General features: G+C 70.2%; 12 protein-coding genes. 3 read left to right on the top strand and 9 right to left on the bottom strand.

All coding sequences use genetic code 11. From position 1 onward, the window contains the following. Positions 1 to 5: 5 nt before the first annotated feature. Positions 6 to 1,934: a DUF6541 family protein gene (locus tag INT51_RS10635; RefSeq protein WP_304502154.1), complete on the top strand. Its 1,929-nt coding sequence runs from the start codon at positions 6 to 8 to the stop codon at positions 1,932 to 1,934. A 97-nt stretch (positions 1,935 to 2,031) separates the two neighbouring features. Continuing rightward, entirely contained in the window at positions 2,032 to 3,036 is a 1,005-nt protein-coding gene (locus INT51_RS10630; RefSeq protein WP_193105279.1) for an acyltransferase, read from the top strand. A gap of 66 nt (positions 3,037 to 3,102) precedes the next feature. Here the strand turns inward: INT51_RS10630 and INT51_RS10625 are convergent, their stop codons facing one another. The 4 genes from INT51_RS10625 to INT51_RS10610 all read right to left on the bottom strand — a co-directional run bounded on the left by INT51_RS10625 (position 3,103) and on the right by INT51_RS10610 (position 7,870). Beyond that, the gene (locus INT51_RS10625; RefSeq protein WP_193105278.1) at positions 3,103 to 4,296 is read right to left on the bottom strand and encodes a glycosyltransferase; all 1,194 of its coding nucleotides are present in this window, start codon (positions 4,294 to 4,296) and stop codon (positions 3,103 to 3,105) included. Beyond that, on the bottom strand, positions 4,296 to 5,360 hold the full coding sequence (gene wecB / locus INT51_RS10620) for a non-hydrolyzing UDP-N-acetylglucosamine 2-epimerase (protein WP_193105277.1): 1,065 nt from the start codon (positions 5,358 to 5,360) through the stop codon (positions 4,296 to 4,298). The genes INT51_RS10625 and wecB overlap by 1 nt, the downstream gene beginning before the upstream one ends. Positions 5,361 to 5,403: 43 nt before the next feature. After that, positions 5,404 to 6,585 carry a glycosyltransferase gene (locus INT51_RS10615; protein WP_193105276.1) on the bottom strand — a complete coding sequence of 394 codons (1,182 nt, stop codon included), beginning with the start codon at positions 6,583 to 6,585 and terminating at the stop codon, positions 5,404 to 5,406. A gap of 109 nt (positions 6,586 to 6,694) precedes the next feature. Further along, on the bottom strand, positions 6,695 to 7,870 hold the full coding sequence (locus tag INT51_RS10610) for a glycosyltransferase family 1 protein (protein WP_193105275.1): 1,176 nt from the start codon (positions 7,868 to 7,870) through the stop codon (positions 6,695 to 6,697). Between the two features lie 152 nt (positions 7,871 to 8,022). Between INT51_RS10610 and INT51_RS10605 the strand changes: the two genes are divergently transcribed. Next, positions 8,023 to 10,254 (top strand): glycosyltransferase, encoded by a 2,232-nt coding sequence (locus INT51_RS10605; protein ID WP_193105274.1) that lies wholly within the window; start codon positions 8,023 to 8,025, stop codon positions 10,252 to 10,254. On the opposite strand, the gene INT51_RS10600 is transcribed toward INT51_RS10605, so the two are convergent. From INT51_RS10600 to INT51_RS10580, 5 genes are read right to left on the bottom strand one after another with little or no spacing between them, the layout of a single operon-like run. Then, entirely contained in the window at positions 10,241 to 11,365 is a 1,125-nt protein-coding gene (locus INT51_RS10600) for a glycosyltransferase (protein WP_193105273.1), read from the bottom strand. The two genes, INT51_RS10605 and INT51_RS10600, sit on opposite strands and share 14 nt — an antisense overlap. Next, positions 11,362 to 13,236, bottom strand: coding sequence for an ABC transporter ATP-binding protein (locus tag INT51_RS10595; protein WP_193105272.1), 1,875 nt, complete (start codon positions 13,234 to 13,236; stop codon positions 11,362 to 11,364). The genes INT51_RS10600 and INT51_RS10595 overlap by 4 nt, the downstream gene beginning before the upstream one ends. A gap of 22 nt (positions 13,237 to 13,258) precedes the next feature. After that, on the bottom strand, positions 13,259 to 15,217 hold the full coding sequence (locus INT51_RS10590; protein ID WP_193105271.1) for a DUF6541 family protein: 1,959 nt from the start codon (positions 15,215 to 15,217) through the stop codon (positions 13,259 to 13,261). A gap of 40 nt (positions 15,218 to 15,257) precedes the next feature. Beyond that, on the bottom strand, positions 15,258 to 16,754 hold the full coding sequence (locus INT51_RS22690; RefSeq protein ID WP_193105270.1) for a glycosyltransferase: 1,497 nt from the start codon (positions 16,752 to 16,754) through the stop codon (positions 15,258 to 15,260). Next, the gene (locus INT51_RS10580) at positions 16,744 to 17,757 is read right to left on the bottom strand and encodes a Gfo/Idh/MocA family protein (RefSeq protein ID WP_193105410.1); all 1,014 of its coding nucleotides are present in this window, start codon (positions 17,755 to 17,757) and stop codon (positions 16,744 to 16,746) included. Before INT51_RS10580 ends, INT51_RS22690 begins: the two co-directional genes overlap by 11 nt. Between the last annotated feature and the right edge of the window lie 2 nt (positions 17,758 to 17,759).

Here is a 17,759-nt window from a genome sequence, read left to right as displayed (position 1 = left end):
CCGTGGTGTCCCTGATCCTCACGATCCTGGTCGTTCTGGCGGCGGCGTACCTCCCCGGGTACGCCGCCGCCAGGATGCTCGACGGATCGCGTCTGCTGGCCCTCGCCCTGGCTCCGGCGCTGGCCGCCGCGATCGCCGGGGTCGGGGCGATCGCCGCTGCGTTCGTCGGACTCTCCTGGTCCCTGCTGCCGTTCGTGCTCGCCGCAGCGCTGCTGGTCGCCGCGGCCTATGGGCTCCGCCGCCTCGGGGTGCGCCTGCCGTCGACCGTCCTGGACGGGGCCCTCGCCCCGCGCCGTGCCGTGCCGGCAGCTGGCGCCTGGATCGGTGGCGCCGTCGCCGTCGCGATCGCCCCGATCGCGATCCAGGCCGGTCGCGCCGACGCCGTCCTGGAACGCTGGGACACGCTCTACCACCTCTCCGCGCTACAGCGCATCCGGGAGACCGGCATCGCGTCGAGCCTGCAGGTCGGTGCGGTCTCGAACACCGAGGGCGATCCGGCCTTCTATCCGGCCGCGTTCCATGCCCTCGCGACCCTGGTCCCCGGTGTCACCACCCCCACCCTGCTCAACGGCACGGTGGTGGCACTGGCCGTCGTCCCCTGGATCCTCGGCATCGCCCTGCTCGCGCGCACCCTGTTCGCCGAGGTGCCCTGGGCACCCTGCGCCGCGGCGATCGCCGCGGCGCTGATCCCCGCTACCCCGCTGGACCTGTGGATCCACCTCTCCCCCGTCCCGAACCTCTCGGGCTTCGCCGCGCTGCCCGGGGTGCTGGCCGCAGCGGCCGCGCTGTGGACCTCGCTGCTGCCACGCATCTCCCTGCGTCCCGCTATCGCCTCCGCGGGGGCGATCGGCCTGGCCGGCCTGGGCCTGGGGCTCCTGCATCCGAACGTCGCGGTCACGGCGCTGATCGTGCTGGCGGTGCTCACCGCCGTGACCGCGTTCTCCTCGTGGCGACGACGGCCGGCACTCATCGCCGTCCCCGTGCTCGCCCTGCTGCCGGTCGCCCTGCTGTCCTACACGCCGCTGGGTGCGCAGATCACCGGCTTCAACGGCGGGCTCGAGGTCTCCTGGTGGCTCGCCCTCGGCGAGATCGCCCTGGGCCTGCTGACCGTGTGGCCGATGGCCCTCGGGGTGATGCTCGCCGTGCTGTGGTGGCCGGGACTGGTCACCGCGTTCCGCGACGCCCCGCACCGCTGGCTCGCAGTGTCCTGGGTCGTGATCGCCGTGATCTACCTGGACGCGGCGCTGGATTCCCCGTTGAACCTCTCCGCTCTCTACTACCGTGGCCAGGATCGCCTCTCGATGCCGCTGGCGATGCTGTCGGCCGTGCTGGTGGTCCCGGGGCTGCAGGTATGGGCCCGAGTGCTCGGCCGAGGCCGAGACCGTCGCCCCGACCGTCCCAGCCGAACAGGCGTGAGGCCGGTGACGGTCGTGCTGGTGGTCACCGCGGTGATCGCGACGCTCGCCTCGATCCCTGCCCGATCCGACAACGCCGCCAAGAACCTCGCTGCGCAGTACCCGGGTCGCGGCCGCTATCTGCAGGTCGAGGAACGTGCACTCTTCGAGCAGTACCGTCCGCAGATGGACGCCAGCGGCACTGTGCTGGCCAGCCCCTTCTCCGGCGCGGCGCACCTCTACGCCCTGTTCGGTCAGGACGTGCGACTGCCGGTGGCCGGGATGTCCTACACGGATCTGGACCGGGACCTGATCTATGCGACGGAGGACGCCGCGACGAATCCCGCGAACTGCCGTCTGCTGGAGGAGAACGGGATCGCGTACGTGTACCAGGAGCGCCGACCGTACAACTATCACAAGACTTCCGACTCGGTGAACTACGCCGGCCCGGACCTGGGCACGGTGCTGTTCGAGACCGACCACTCACGCATGATCGAGATCGATTGCGATCCCGGGGATGGCAACTATGACCCCGTCTGAGCCTGTGACACGCGCGCCGCGCCCGGCGACCGGCCCTGCAGCGGGTACCGCGTCGGAGACGATCCGGAGCGCTCGGCGGTATTCACCGCTGCTGGACGTGATCCGGATCATCGCCGTGGTCGCCGTCATCGTCGTGCACGTCATCGCCGACCACCTGGAATCCGGCTCGACCGTCACGATGCATGTTCTCCGATCGCTGCTGGCCACGGCCGTGCCCGCCTTCATCATGATCTCCGGGGCGCTGAACCTGGCACCGGCGGCGATGCGTCACGGCACGGCCCGCTTCCTCGGTCGACGATTGCGCCGACTGGTTCCGGCCACCCTCGTGTGGACCGCCTTCTACGCGGTGGTGATGGGGATCCTCGTGGCCGGCGAACCTGTGGACTGGCGCCAGGAGGTCGCAGATCTGCTCACCGCGTCCTCCTATCCCCACCTGTACTTCCTGCCGCTCATCCTCGGATTGACCGTGATCACCCCGGTGATCGCGACCTATGTGGGCGATTCCGGGCGGCGTGCCTGGATCACCGGCGCGGTCGCGGCCGGGTGGGCGCTGGTCGTCATGGCGGTCCCTCCGCTCACGCTGGGGCTGCTCGGGGAGCCCCTGGTGCCGCTGCAGATGGGGATCCTGACCTATTTCCTGCCGTTCATCGGCTATTACGTGCTGGGCCGCGCCGCCTGGATGGCGCCGGTGGGTCGACGTGGATCACGGCTCCTGCTGGTCGTCGCCGTCCCGATCCTGACCGTGGCGACCGTGTGGGCGTACCTGTCCAAGACCACCGACGCACCCCCGGGACAGGTGCTGCTGCCCACCTACGTCGCGCCGACGGTCATGCTGCTGTCGTTGGCGCTCGTGGTCGCGCTGATGGGCCTGGGCAAGGATTGGACCGTCCCGGCGCGCACCGAGAAGATCCTGCGCACCGTCGGCGACGCCACCTTCGGCGTGTTCCTGGTGCACTTCGCGATCCTCATGCCGGTGCGCGACGCGGGGTTCCCCGAGAACTCCGTGGCGACGGTGACCGCGCTGATCGCCCTGGTCACGCTCGCCGCATTCGCCTTCGCCCTGATCGGCAGGAAGGTCCCCGGGCTGCGCGAGATCCTCTGAGCGGCCCGCGGCCGGCCGGCGGCTCCGATGCGTGACCGAGCCCGCCCGTCACCCGTCGGTCATCGCTCAGCGGCGCAGGCCGTCCAGCACTTCGGCGGCGCCCTTGGTGGCGCATCCGGCGAGGGACGCGTTCTCGAGGGTCCAGGCCCGCAGATGATCTCTGGTGGGTCTCCCCTCACCCCGCAGCGCGCGGACCATGGTCTCGGCCACCTGGTCGGCGTCGTAGTCGCAGGCCCATCCCAGGGCGTTGTCGCGGATCCGGTCGTGGGCGGCCCCCTCCCCCGCGTGGATCACGGGGGTGCCGGTGGACGTGGCGGCGTAGATCTTGGTGGGCAGCGCGAACTCGTAGCCCTGGCCCGGGGTGATCGAGGAGAGCCCGGCGACGGCTCCGCGCAGGTGCGCGGCGACCGCGGCCGGCGCGATCTTGTCTCGGAACTCGATCCCCTCGATTCCGTCCCGACGCACGCGCGCCTCGAGCTCGTCGCGCCCGGACCCCTCTGAGAAGAACAGCAGGCGCGCCTCGGGGTGCTCGGCCCGTGCCCGGGCGAAGGCGTCGACGAACACGGTCGCGCCCTGCCATTCGGAGACGGTGCCCGCGTAGACGAAGTACGGGCCGTCCTCACCTCCGGTTGCGCCCTGGTCGGAGAAGGTCTCGGTGTCGATGCCGTTGCCGACCATGATGAGGTGGGAGCGCTCACCGATGAGCTCCTCGAGGCGATGCTGCACGCCCGGGGAGATCGTCAGGACGCGCGAGGCCCGCTTCCACACGGTCTTCTCGGCCCAGCGCACCATCGAGCGCACCACTGTCGGCACCCCCTCGACGCTGTCGGTCGCATCGGACCAGATATCGGCGGCGTAGAAGGTGTATGGGACCCGGCGGATCGCGGCGGCGACCATTCCGACCATGCCCGTCGTGGGCGGCGGCTCGAGCACGAGCGCATCCATCGGCCGCTGCAGCAGCAGTCGCAGCGCGAGCGGCACGTCGAAGCTCAGATACGAGAAGTACCCGCGCACCTGCCCCTGGTTGTCCCGCTTCACGGGCCAGCGCGACACCTTCCGGGCCCGCGAGCGCACCCTTCCCGCGCCGGGTGCGGTCGTGGTCAGCACCGTGACCTCGGCCCCCGCCCGCTCCAGGGCGATCACGAGGGCTTCCTGCCGAAACGCGGCCGCGACCGGTTCCGGCGTGTAGACGCGGGTGGCGACGACGACGTGCGGCGGGCGGCTGGGTCCGGTGCGGCGCGGGGTGCGCGAGCTGGGCATCAGGCGCGCTCGAGCAGGGCGTCGACGCTGCGCGGCGCGGCCTTGCCATCGCCGTAGTGGGCGGGACGGTCGGCGGTCGGGCGCGGTCGGCCCACGGCGACGGTCAGCTCGGCCGGGTCGGAGACCAGGCGGTTCCACTCGTTCTCCAGCGTCTCGACCCATTCGGTCTCGGTGCGCACGGTCGAGCAGGGGGTGCCCAGCAGGTACGCCTCCTTCTGCAGACCGCCGGAGTCGGTGACCACAGCGCTGGCGTGCTGGACCGCGTTGACGAGGTCGGGGTAGGCCACCGGGGTGCCGACGTGCACGGCGCCCCCGGCCAGCTCGATACCTGCCTCCTTCGCCTTGGCGACCAGACGCGGGTGGGCGAACAGGGCCAGCGGCATCTCGAGCGCCTGCAGGGACTCGATGATCGCCCGCAGCCGCTGGGGATCGTCGGTGTTGTCGGCGCGGTGGATGGTGGCCACGGCGAAGTCGCCGGCGGTGTCGATGCCGTCGGGCAGGGCGAGCGGGGTGCCTTGGACGGAGGCGGCGACGCGCAGGCAGACGTCGGTCATGACGTCACCGGTGACCAGGGTGCGGTCGGCCAGCCCCTCGGCGGCGAGGTGCTCGCGGGCGACCTCGGTGGGGGCCAGCAGCAGATCGGCGGCGTGGTCGGTGACCACGCGATTGTGCTCCTCGGGCATGCGGCGGTTGAAGGAGCGCAGGCCGGCCTCGAGGTGGGCGACCTTCAGATGCATCTTCACCGCGGACAGGGTGCCGGCGAGGGTGGAGTTGGTGTCGCCGTAGACCAGGGTCCAGTCCGGCTGGTGCTCCTCGAGGACCTCGTCCATCCCGGCCAGCATCGCGCCGGTCTGGCGGCCGTGCGAGCCGGAGCCGACGGCGAGGTTGACGTCGGGGGCGGGGATCCGCAGGTCCGCGAAGAACACGTCGCTCATGGCGGCGTCGTAGTGCTGACCGGTGTGGACGATGATGTGCTCGACGTCGTCACGCTGAGCGGCCGCATCGGCGATCGCGGCGAGCTTGACGAACTGCGGGCGGGCGCCCACGACGGACAGGATCTTCATTTCTAGGTTTCCTTCCAGGTACGGGTGATCTCGACGCCAGGTCTCACGGGACCCGAGGAGTGCCTTCGGGATGCAGGAGCCTGCTCACAGCGGTCGTCCACGGGAGGGAGAGACGCTCGCTGCCGAGCGGCGCGGCGGCGTCGTCCGCCGCCTGCTTCATCGTGTCGATCCCCTCAGGCGTCAGCGTGAGCAGCTCGCCGGCGACGTTCTCCGCCTCGAAGTCCGCGGTCACCAGTCCCAGCTCATGAGACTCGATGTAACGGCGCATGTCCGGGCTGGGACCTATCACGATGCCCAAGCGGGCCTGGACGAACTCGAACAGTTTGTTGGGCACCGTGTGCTCCAGGTTGAACGTGGTCGGTGGACACACGAAAAGTCCGACATCATAGCTGGTCAGCGTCGGTACGATCTGATCGAAGGGCACAGGTTCGAGCACGCGGATCGCTGGGTCCCCGAGTACCTCGATCCGGTGGCAGAGCTCCGCGATGTAGGCGGCTTCCCCCGGCATCAGGAACAGGTCGAAGGTGAAGGCACCGGGCCGGCGGGCGTTCGCCGCGGCGACCGCGTCCACCATGATCTCCAGTCGCCGCGCACGACCGGCGGCTCCGGTGTGCACCAGGCGCACGGGTCCCTGCTTCGGAGTCTCCCGCACGGAGATGTCCGCTCGGTGACGGGCCGCGTTGGGCACCACATCGGCGGCGATCCCGAATTCCCGCCCGTACTCCTCTGCAAGTCCCCGCGACACCGTGGTCACGCTGTCGACCTTGGTGAGGTGCTCGGAGACGATCCAGCGCACGACGGGTCTCTGGTAGCGCTCCCAGAGCGCATCACCCTCGCGCTGGCGGGTCGCGTATTCGTGCATGTCCACGTGTACCCCGCAGCGCGGGGCGAGCGCTCGCGCGAGCGGGACCGCCGCTGCGTCGTTCCCCACGACGACATCGTGAGCACCTGGAGTGATGTGCGTGCGCAGGAAACGCACCCACGGGGCGTTGTCGTAGAGCCGACGGAACTGCCGGGTCAGCACCAGGGCATAGAAGTGCCGGTAGTCGGCGCGCCAGTTCCCGAGCTCCTCAGGAACCTGCACGTGGGAAGCCACTCCGGAGGGGGCCGCCCCGTAGCCGGCAGTGTGCACATCACCGAGCTCGCGGAGCAGCTCGATCTGGCGCAGGACACGCGGGTCCCGCTCGATCGGAGAGAGCGAGAGAACCAGGATCGAGGGGCTCACCGGACTCGTCCTCGGTGCGGAAGATCAGACATCACCAACTGATCCTCGCACGTCACATTGTGGAACCGTGGAGGGCACCCCCGCCCAGGCGTGTCCTTTTCGTGACCTCTCATCGACGGCTCGGAGCGCCTGCATCGACGATCGCGGTGACCGCCTCGCGCCAGGGCGCGGAGGTCGCCTCGGCGCCCAGGGATTCGGCGCGGGCGTCGGCTGCGGCCTTCCAGGCGGCGATCTGCTCGGCATCGACGGCGAGCAGCGCCGACTTGATCCGCTCTGCGGTCGCTTCCTCGACGGCGGAGCCGAGGCCGGCCGACTCGACCATCTCGCGCATGTCGATGCCCGGGCCCACGATCACGCCGAGCCGAGCCTGGACATACTCGAAGAGCTTGTTCGGGAGCGCGTGGACGATGTTGAAGTTCGTCGGCGGGTAGATGATCAGGCCCAGGTCATAGCTCGCCAGAGTCGGCACGATCTGCGCGAAGGGCACCGGTTCGCAGATCCGCACCCCGGAGGCGGGGTGCGCCGCCACGAGCTCGCCGAGCTCCCGGTGGTAGGAGGCGTCCCCGCCCTTGAGGTACAGGTCCAGGGTGAGTCGGCCGGGAGCCTCGACAGAGGCATCGATGACGGCGCGCACCATCTCGGCGATGCCGCGGCCGCGCACCGCGGACCCCATGTGCACCAGGCGCACCGGGGAGGTGACCTCGGAGGGTTCGATGTCCGCGCGGTACGGGGAGGCGTTCGGGACCACCTTCGCCCTCACGCCGTACTCGGTCGCGTACTGCGCAGCCAGTCCCTGCGAGACGGTCGTCACCGAATCCGCCGCCGTCACGTACCGGCGGACCATCCAGCCCTGGAACGGGCCGACCAAGGTGCGCCACCAGCGCTCGTCCTCGCGCTGACGCGGCGCGTACTCGTGCAGGTCCGCATGGACCCCCAGGCGAGGCTTCAGAGCGAGTGCCACCGGCACCGCGTTCACGTCGTTGGCGATGATCACCTCGACGCTGCCCGGCGCCACACGATCCAGGACGAACCTGGTGCGCCCCGCGCCGAAATACGCCCGGTGGTAGAGGCGGGCCGCGTAGAGGGCCATCAGGTGCCGGAAGCTCGGCCGCAGCGAATCCAGGTGCCCGGGCACCTCGACATGCTCCGCGACCCCGGCCGGGGCGTCTCCGTACCCGACCGTCACCAGGTCGTAGTCATCCTTGAACATCTCGATCTGCCGCAGCACCCGGGGGTCGCTCGTCAGCACGGAGAACGACATGATCAGAAGGCGTGCTCGTGGCATTCTCGGAGTGCTCCCTCGGGGATCGTGCATCGGCGGTGGCCATCGCGGCCGGAGCCCACATCGTACGCGGGGTCGGGCACGCGCCGCCGCAGGTCGCAGTCGTGGCACGATGTCGTCGTCCTCGCTTCTCCGACTGCCCCGAAGGGACGCTCGTGCGCATCACGGTCATCACCACCTGGTTCCCCACCGACGTGGCCCCCTCCCGGGGATCCTTCGTGGTCCGCGACATCCACTCGATCGCGCGCCACGCCGACGTCCGACTGGTCCACCTGGTGCCCCCTGCCGACGACGACGGCACCCGCCGGCTGGTCCACGAGGGGATCGACGTGCTGCGCATCCCGATGGATCCCAAGCGCCCTGACCAGGTGCTGCAGGCAGCCCGCGGGGTGAAAGAGGCCGTGCGTGATGCCGATGCCGTGCACTCGATGGCGTTCTCCACGCTGCTCCCCCTCGCGCTGCGCCGCCCCGCCGTGCCGTGGATCCACACCGAGCACTGGTCCGCCCTGACCACTCCCGCCACGCTCCCGAAGCCCGCGCAGCTGGGGCTCCCCGTCCTACGTCGCCTGCTGGCGATGCCCGACCGGGTCACCGCGGTCTGCGACTTCCTGGCACGGCCGATCCGGGAGGTCAGGGGCCCTCGGCCGACGGAGATCGTCCCCTGCATCGTCGAACCCGGCCCGGTGGAAGCGCGCCGCGACCGCAGCGATGGCTCCCTGCGGCTGGTCTCCACCGGCGGGCTCATCGACCGCAAGGACCCGCTGCTGGCCGTCGACGTGCTCGCGCGTCTCGTGGAGCGCGGCATCGACGCCCACCTGGAATGGCTCGGCGATGGCCCCTTGCGCGAGGACACACTGCGCCGGGCGCAGGATCGCGGAGTCTCCGATCGCCTGACCCTTGCCGGAAGCGTCCCCGGCGACGAGGTCCGTGCCGCTCTCGCACGTGCCGACCTGTTCTTCGGCCCCACCCGGGCCGACAACTTCTTCGTCTCCGCCGCCGAGGCGATCGTGGCCGGCCGGCCTGTGGTGCTCGGCGCCACCGGCGGCCAGGGCGAATACGTGCGACCGCAGGTCGGGGCGCTCGTCGCCGCCCAGGACGTCGACGCCTACACCGACTCCGTGCTCGAGGTCGACGCCCGCACCCGCGACCTCGGTGCCCAGGAGATCGCCGACACCATCGGCGACAGCTTCTCCTCGCGCACCGTCGGCGCCGGCTATCGCGACCAGTACGCGCTGCTGCTCGAGCAGGTCTGCGAGAACGGCGGGCCGAGCACCAGCCTCGGGCGCGCTCCCGTCGACGTGATCATCGCCTGCCACACCCCGACCCGGCCCGTCGGTCGCGCGGTGGCCTCCGTCCTGGAGGGGAACGGGGAGCATGCCCGTGTCACCGTGGTCTGCCACAACATCGACGTGGCCGAGATCGCGGAGGCGGTGCACCCCGAGCACCGCGACCGGGTCCGGTTCCTCGAGCACCGTGATGAGCATCGCTCCGCCTCCGGTCCGTTCAATGCCGGGATCCGTGCCTCCGAGGGAGATTTCGTCGCAATCCTGGGATCCGACGACACTCTCGCCCCGGGCGCCGTGGCGTCCTGGTTGGAGGTGCAGCGACGCACCGGGGCGGACTTCGTCATCACCCGCTTGGCCCTCGGATCCGCCGGCTCAGGGGTCCCCACCCCGGCCGTGCGCATGTGCCGCTCAGGTCTCGTGGACCTCGTCGCCGATCGGCTCAGCTACCGTTCCGCCCCGCTCGGACTTCTGCGCCGCTCGATGCTCGAGGCCACGGGCATCGCCCTCGTCGAGGGCGCCACCATCGGTGGCGACGTCGCCATGGTCACGCGGCTGATGGCGACCAGGCGCACGGCGTACGACCGGGTCGGCCCGGCCTACGTGATCGGCGAGGACGCGGGCGATCGGGTCACCTATGTCGTGCGCCCTCTGCAGGAGCAGCTCGGCTTCTTCCCCGATCTGCTCGAGTCGGAGTGGTTCAGCGCTCTCCCTGCTCGCGCCCGGCGTGCAATCGGGACGAAGCTGCTGCGCATCCATGTCTTCGGGGCGATCTTCTACCGCGATGAGGCCTCGATCTGGACGCCGGAGCAACGGGCAGATCTCGCCGCGATCACGGCTGACGTGATCGCCCGGGCGCCCGGATGCCTGCAGCCGCTGTCGCGGGCGGATCGGAGGCTGGTCGATGCGAGCCTGGACCCCGCCGTGCCCGCCGACGATCTCATCGCCGCGGCGCAGGCGCGCCGGCGACACGGACGCCCGGAGACCCTGTTCCCCCGCCAGGTGCTGCATGTGCTGGATCGTGAGGCCCCGCTGCGCTTCATGGCCGCCTCGCTCGCGACCCGCCACCTGCCGCGACTGCACGGCCAGGTCAGCGGCCGCTGATCCGCTCCAGGGCGCGGGTCCAGGCCATGGTCTGGACCTCCGCCGAGAGGGCCTTCGCCGAGTGGTCTGCGGCCTGCTTGAAGCGATCGATCCCGGCTGCGTCCAAGCCGTGCAGCACTGTGCGCAGGGACTCTGCGTCGGGGCCCGGGAGCACGGCTCCGATGCCGTGCTCGCGCACCAGGTCGGCCATGTCCGGTGACGGTCCCACCAGCACCCCCACCCGGGCCTGCACGGCCTCGAACAGCTTGTTGGGGAGGCTGTGCTCGAGATTGAAGGTCGTGGGCGGGAAGACGACGATGGACAGGTCGTACTCGGCCACCGCGTCCACCAGCTCGGCGTACGGCACCGGGTCCCGGAACCGGACCGCGGGGAGGTCCCGGGCACGCTCGCGCAGGGCCTCGATGTACCCGGGTTCGCTGGGCACCAGCATGAGATCCAGCGTCATCCCGTCCGGGCCGTCGCGGAGCGCGTCGATCATGGACTCCAGGCGTCTGTTCGCGCGCGCGACGCCCGTGTGCAGCAGTCGGATGGTCTCCCCGGTCGGGCGAGGGGCACGGTCCTCGTAGGCGGCCGCGTTGGTGACCACCTCCGGCACGACGCCGAACTCCCGGGCGTATTCGGAGGCGAGACCGGGCGAGACGGTGGTCACCGAGTCGACCCGCGGCAGGCAGGTGCGGCAGATCCACCGCTGGTACGGCGCGATGAACCAGCGCCACGTGCGCACGTGCTCCTTCTCGCGGGGCGCGTACTCGTGGAGGTCGGCGTGGATGCCCCGACGGGGGGCGAGCCACAGAGCCAGGGGCAGCGTGTTCACGTCGTTCGCGAGCACGACGTCTGCCCGGCCGACATGGTCCTCGAGCACGGCGCGCGCGGCCCGGACGGCGCTCATGTCCCAGTAGGCCCGGTTGTAGCGGCCGGTGAGGAGATGCTTCTTGCTGCTGGGCCAGGCCCGGGCGCCCTCCGGCAGCTCGACATGGCGCACATCGGGGTGCGGTGTCGGCCCGAACCCGACGGTGGTGACCTCGAAATCCGAGGTGAGCAGGTCGATCTGCCGCTGGACCCGGGGGTCGCGGGTGAGCGTCGAGAAGGAGACGATGGTCAGGCTCGTCATGCCGGGCGGCCCTCGGTCCCGTCGGCCGCGGGGGTGGTCGTCGACTGCGCCGCGGCATCGCTGCGGGCTCGGCCGAGTCCCGCCAGGGCTGCCTGCTCGGCGAAGGCGGGCACCGCGGCCACGACTTCGTCGAAGGTTCCTGCTGCGGCCACCTCTCCGTCGGACATGTAGAACACGATGTCGCAGTGCTGGATCGTCGCCAGGCGGTGCGCGATGGTGATCGTGGTGACATCCCCGCCGAGGCCGGTGATCGCCGCGCTGACGGCGGCCTCGGTCTTGGTGTCCAAGGCGCTGGTGGCCTCGTCGAGGACGAGCACCGACGGCTCGCCGTACAGACCGCGGGCGATGCCCATCCGCTGACGCTGGCCGCCGGAGAGGGTCATGCCGCGCTCGCCCAGGCGTCCCTGGGCGCCACCCGGTCGGTTCTCGATCACATCGAGCATCTGTGCACCCGACAGCGCCGCCTTCACCCGTTCCTCGTCAACATCCGCGGGGTCCCAGGTCAGAGCGACGTTCTCTCCCACGGTGACGTCGAACAGAGCGACTTCCTGCGGCACGTAGCCGACGGTCGAGCGCCATTGGCGAAGCACCGTGGTGATATCCGTGCCGTCGACCAGGATCCGGCCGCTGCTGGGCGTGAGCAGTCCCAGCAGCAGATCGACCAGGGTCGATTTGCCGGCGCCAGAGGTGCCCACGAAGGCCACCGAGGACCCTGCGGGGATGCGCAGGGAGACGCCCTGCACAGCGGGCTCCTCCCGGCTCGGGTACGTGAACGTGACGTCCTCGAGCACGATGTCGTGCAGGCCGCTGGCCAGGGTTGCCGAATCCGGCGCGTCCTGTCGCTCGACGGACGACTTGGCGAATTCGATGTCGTCGATGATGTAGTCCGCGAAGGCGGCGTTGGTGAGGATGCGGTTCTGCGTCGCCTGCAGGCGAGTCAGCGAAGGCACCAGGCGGAAGCCCGCCACGGCGAACAGCGCCACCGAGGTCATCGCGGCGCCGGGTCCGTTGTCAGGCAGTCCTCCCAGGTATCCGGCTCCGCCGACCACGACGAACCCGCCCACCAGTCCTGCGTCGAGCACGAAGCGGGGCATCTGGTTGTAGTACTGGGCGTAGGCGCGGGTGCGGGCGGCCGCCGATCGCCGATCGGCGACGATATCGGTCACCTGCTTCTCGTTGCCCTTGAGGGTGAGCTCCTTGAGCGCTGCCAGCACCTCGCCCAGCATGCGCACCACCGCGATCGAGTTGTCCCGGTTGGCGGCGCCGTTGTTCACGGCCAGCGGGCTGATCACTCGCGAGAGGAGCAGCGCGATGAATCCGAGATAGGCGAAGGTCGCGAGCGCGGTCTCCCAGTCCAGGAGCAGCAGTCCGATGCCGATCACCGTGATCGTCGCGAATTCGGCGACCACCGTCATCGAGGGCATCAGGACGTTGGCGACCACGGCGGCGACTCCGGAGTCGACCATGCGGATGATCTCCTGCGTCGACTTCGAGGTCCGGTCCACCCATGACGAGGACATGTACGAACGGAACAGCGTCTGGCCGATGCTGACCTCGTGCTGCGCGAAGCGCTGCGTCGCGATGCGGATCGTCAGCAGGTTCAGGAAGCTCTTGACGATGATGAGGCCGACGAAGACGCCGACGAGCCACATCATCTCCTCGAAGCTGTGCAGCTCCCACCCGAGGACCGGGATCGTCACCGATTGGCTCGGATCGGTCAGGCCGGGGATCACGATGGCGATGGCGCCGAGGGCGACCACGTCGAGCAGGGCGAGCACGCTCATCACGATCCCGAAGGTCACCAGGAACCGTCGGGACTTCTCGGGCAGCACCGAGAGAGTGCGCCGTACGATCCTGAGGGTCTGCTTCACAGGTCGACCTCTTCCGCTAGCATCAACATGGGGCCTCCAGTTCGTACAGGGCGTATGGGCCGTCGCTGGCGACGGGCGCCAGCAGTGATTCGGGGATCTCACGGAGTCCGTCCCACGGCGCGGATGCGTCCGGGTTCAGGGCGACGCCGGAGTGCTCCGAGGTGTCACGGTACAGGTGGGTGGGGTGCAGGTGCTGATACGCGGCGCACACCCGCTCGTCCTCGTCGGCGTGCACGAACCGTGCCGCGAGCATCCTGCTGTCCCCTGTCTGGGGGGTCGCGAGGGTCGGGAACACCGTCTCCACCCCGCCGATCGACCAGTAGAGCGGCGCTCCGTCGCGAGGGTCCGCGAGGACCACCGCGTCCGCAGGCAGCTGCGCCGCCGTGCGTTCGATGAAGGCTCGTTCCTGCTCGGTGGCATACGGCGCGAGGTGCACCCCGTACGCGGTATAGGCGAGGGAGCCCAGCAGTGGCAGTCGCTGGGGAACGACCAGGGCGAGGACGGCCGTCGCCGCCAGCGCCCCCACCGCCATCGGGCCGTAGGCGGCGTGTCGCCGACGTGTCGGATCATCCGATAGGGCCACCACCGCCATCACCCCGCGGGCGACCAGGACCAGGAGCAGGCACATGAGCAGCGGCGCGATGCGCTCCCTGGCCCCGTACCAGGGATTGACGAGAGCTTCGCTGAGCGCGCCGGGGAGCTGGGTGGCCACGGAGAGGCCGAGGGAGACGAGGACCCCGACCCCCGCGGTGATCGGGATCGGCTCCCCTCGTCGTGCTCCGACCACGATGCCGACCACCGCGACGATCCAGAGTGCGGCCATCGGCCAGATCGGGTCGTCGATGACGGGGATCCGCGGCGAATCCACGAGGATCTGCCGCAGGACGCGGCCGAGGTCCTGTTCGCTCTCCTTGGTCAGACTCATCCCGCTGAGGACGGTCGCGGAGACGACGATCGCGACCGTCGCCGCGAGGAGGGCGATGACCAGCTGGACCGCTCCGCGCTGCACCCCGTCGCGCTGCACCAGCCTCTGCACCGCGCGCACGAGGAATGCGAGACCGCCGACCACGGCTACCGAGAAGAAGACCGCCGGATGGGCGAGCGTCGCGCCCGTGATCACCGCAAGGTGACCGAGCACCGCCCAGCGGGCGGGCGGGCGGCGAAGGTCGTCCGAGAGCCGCAGCGCCGACGCGATCGCCACGGGCAGGCAGAGGATGCCGAGGACGGTCGGCCACAGCCCCATCACCAGGGCCATCGCCGGTGTGCTGAGGAACAGTGCGGAGGCGAGGCCGCCGACGGCCGCTGCGATCGGCATTCGCGGGTGCGCGGGCAGCACGCTCGCGAGCATCGCGGCGACGGCGGTCGGCAACCCCCCGAGAACCGCGAGCATCATGGCGTTGGCACTGGTCACAGCGCTGAAAGGGAGGAGCGCCGCGAGGGAGTCGAACATCACCGGGTAGAAGGTGGGCTCGCCGTAGATGTCGATCAGGGCCGTGGTCAGGAAGCCGTCTGCGTTGTCCCGGATGAAGGCGATCGCCGAGAGGTGGAAGAACGCGTCGTACCCGCCCTGGAGGGTGTCGATGCCTCCCATCCGCCGGGCGGACGAGGCCACGACGGCCACCCCGACGATCAGGGCGGTCCCCGTCGTGAGCAGCCGGCCCGTCGGGCTCCATCCTGCGCGTGCGCCCTCGCCCCGCTGCCGTCGGGCGATTCGGCGGCCCCCGCCTCCCGGCGTCTCCCATCGGTGCCTCAGCAGGATGGCTCCCGCCGCGAGGACCGCGAGGGCCGGGGCGACGGTCAGAAGATGCCAGGGGATCCTGAGCAGGTGGAAGAGTCCGCTGAGGAGGACGGCCAGGAGGACGGTGACCACAGGGGCCCAGCCCCAGCGCACCGTCACGCGCGCATCGACCGCGCGAAGCATCACGTATCCCGGCGCAGCGAGGACCACCCATGCGATGAGCACCGGGAGGATCCAGCTCATCGGGCGACCCCTCGCTGACCGAGGGAGCACCGGAGGGTCATCACGAGCTCGCGACGCCGGCGCGGAGCGCGCCGTCGTATCCGGCGACGACGGCCTCCGGACTGCGATGACGCACCGCCCACTCGCGTGCCGCACCGGATTCCTCGGCGTAGCGGTCCCGGTCCTGGAGTTCGCGGATGCGGTGCGCCGCGGATTCGACGTCAGGCACCACCCACTCGCGGCGGTAGACGGAGGCCGCGCCACCGTGATCGATGGCGTGCGGCCAGTCGCGCACCACGGCGGGGCAGCCTGTGGCGAGCCCCTCCATGACGGACTCGTGCGTCCCCTCGCCATAGGACGATGAGAGCACCACTCCGGCGGCTCCGAAGATCTCCGGGACGTCTCGGCGCACGCCGAGCTGCTCGACGGCACCCGCCGGGAGTGCGGCGAGGCGATCCCGGACCGCTCGCTGATAGGGAGTGTCGTCCGAGGTCCGGTCCGGCAGTCCGGGCCCGACGAGCTTCAGGCGGAACGCGCCGTCCTCGCGGTGGAGGCGCTCGATGAGCTCGAGGGAGAACAGCACGTCCTTGATCTCCCGGTTCCATCCCACCTGGACGAGGACCTTGGTGTCCCGGGACGTTTCCGACACGGCGCCGAGGCCGCGGCTGAGCAGGTTGCCGACGATGTCCGTCGGCACGCCGGCCGACGCCGGGACGACGGTCTCGACGAGTCCCCGGATCGGTGGGGACACGTGCAGGAGGCGGTCGATCACCGAGTGGTCGTGCAGCAGGGGGAACGGGGTGAAGGCCTCGAAACGGTGGTACCGCGCGACGAGACGGCGCGGGACCATGTCCAGCATGGTGATCCAGCTGAGGATGTGGTGCCCCCATTCGACGAAGGCGACATCGGCCCACTCGTAGGCATCGACCAGGCGATCGGGGGTCGGGATCCGATGCCCCTCCACGACCAGGTCGTAGCGGGCCCGCAGGATGCTCTCACGATCCGGCCGGTCACCCACCGGCAATCCGTCGACCTCGAACTCGAGGATCTCGAAGCGACCGGTCTCGCGCAGCGCGTCCAGCAGAGGGCGCAGGAACGTCCAGTTCTGCTGGGCGATCACGAGCAGACGGACCGTGTCGGACTCCTCACCGTCGGGCACCCGTGGGGCCGGACACCGAGGAACCGCATCCTCGGGTACCGGCGTCTCCAGGAGCAGCCTGCCGGTCCGGCAGGCCCGCAGCGGCCGCAGGAACTCGTCCGTGTCGTCGATCAGGGGCGACGTGGCTCCCTGGTGCAGGGTCGGGTGATAGGCGATCCGCAGGGCCTTGTCGAACCAGCGCACGGCGGAGGGGATTCGGCCCCTGCTCAGGGACCGGTCGGCCCGGGCGAGCAGGATGTCCCGGTTCCGCTCCCAGTGAGGGGACTCCTGACCGGAGGAGAGCTCGTCGAGAGCGCAGAAGTAGGTTCCCAGTCCACCGACGGGACCAGGGGCATGTCGAGCTGCCCGGGACCCGGCGAGGATCAGATCCTGGGCGAGTCGTCCGACATCAGGACTCACCGGCAGGTCCATCCAGGGACACCACCTGTCCGTCGCGCGCAGAAGCCAGCACGGCCTCCACGGCGCGCACGGTGTGCAGGCCCTCGCGCATGGTGACGATGTTCGAGGAGTCTCCGTTGACCGCGTCCCGGAAAGCCTCGTGCTCGGTGAGCAGGGGCTCCTTGCGCTGCAGTGCGTAGGTGATCGAGTCACCTTCGCTGACGCCCCGGAAGGAGGCCATCGACTCCCACAGGTTGGTGGTCGCCTCACCGTTGGCGTGGAAAGTGAGATCCGCGTTGATGGTGTCCCCCACCAGCGCGCCCTTCTCACCGGTGACCACGGTGACGCGTTCCTTGAACGGGGTCAGCCAGTTCACCAGGTGGTTGGTGATCGTCTCATCCGCCAACCGGCCGGCGATGGAGACCATGTCCTCGTCCTCGCGGCCGCTGCGACGGGTCGATGCCGCCGCGACGGACGCGTACGGGGACTGCGCGACCCAGGCGGTGAGATCGAGGTCATGGGTGGCGAGGTCCTTGACCACCCCGACATCCGCGATCCGCGCGGGGAACGCCCCCTGGCGGCGGGTGACGATCTGGTAGATCTCCCCCAGCTGGCCGTCGGCGATGCGCTTGCGCATCTCCTGCAGCGCCGGGTTGTACCGCTCGATATAGCCCACCGCCCCCACCAGCCCGGCCTTCTCGAACGCGCCCGCGATCTCCACCGCCTCATCGATATCGAACGCCAACGGCTTCTCCACCAGGGTATGGACCCCGGCCTGCGCCAACGACAACGCCACATCCCGATGGAACTGGGTCGGCACCGCGACGACCGCATAGTCGATACCCGCCGCGATCAGCGCCTCCACATCCGGCAGCACCTCCAGCCCCACAGCCGCCCCATGGGGATCGCCATACGCATCGGCGACCGCCACCAGATCCACACCCTCCAGCGCCTGGAGATTGCGCGCATGATGACGACCCATCATGCCCAGACCGATCAGACCGGCCCGCAGATTCTTCCCCATGC

The organism is Brachybacterium sp. FME24, assembly GCF_014897705.1.
GTDB lineage: Bacteria > Actinomycetota > Actinomycetes > Actinomycetales > Dermabacteraceae > Brachybacterium.
This window is presented reverse-complemented; position numbering and strand designations above follow the sequence as displayed.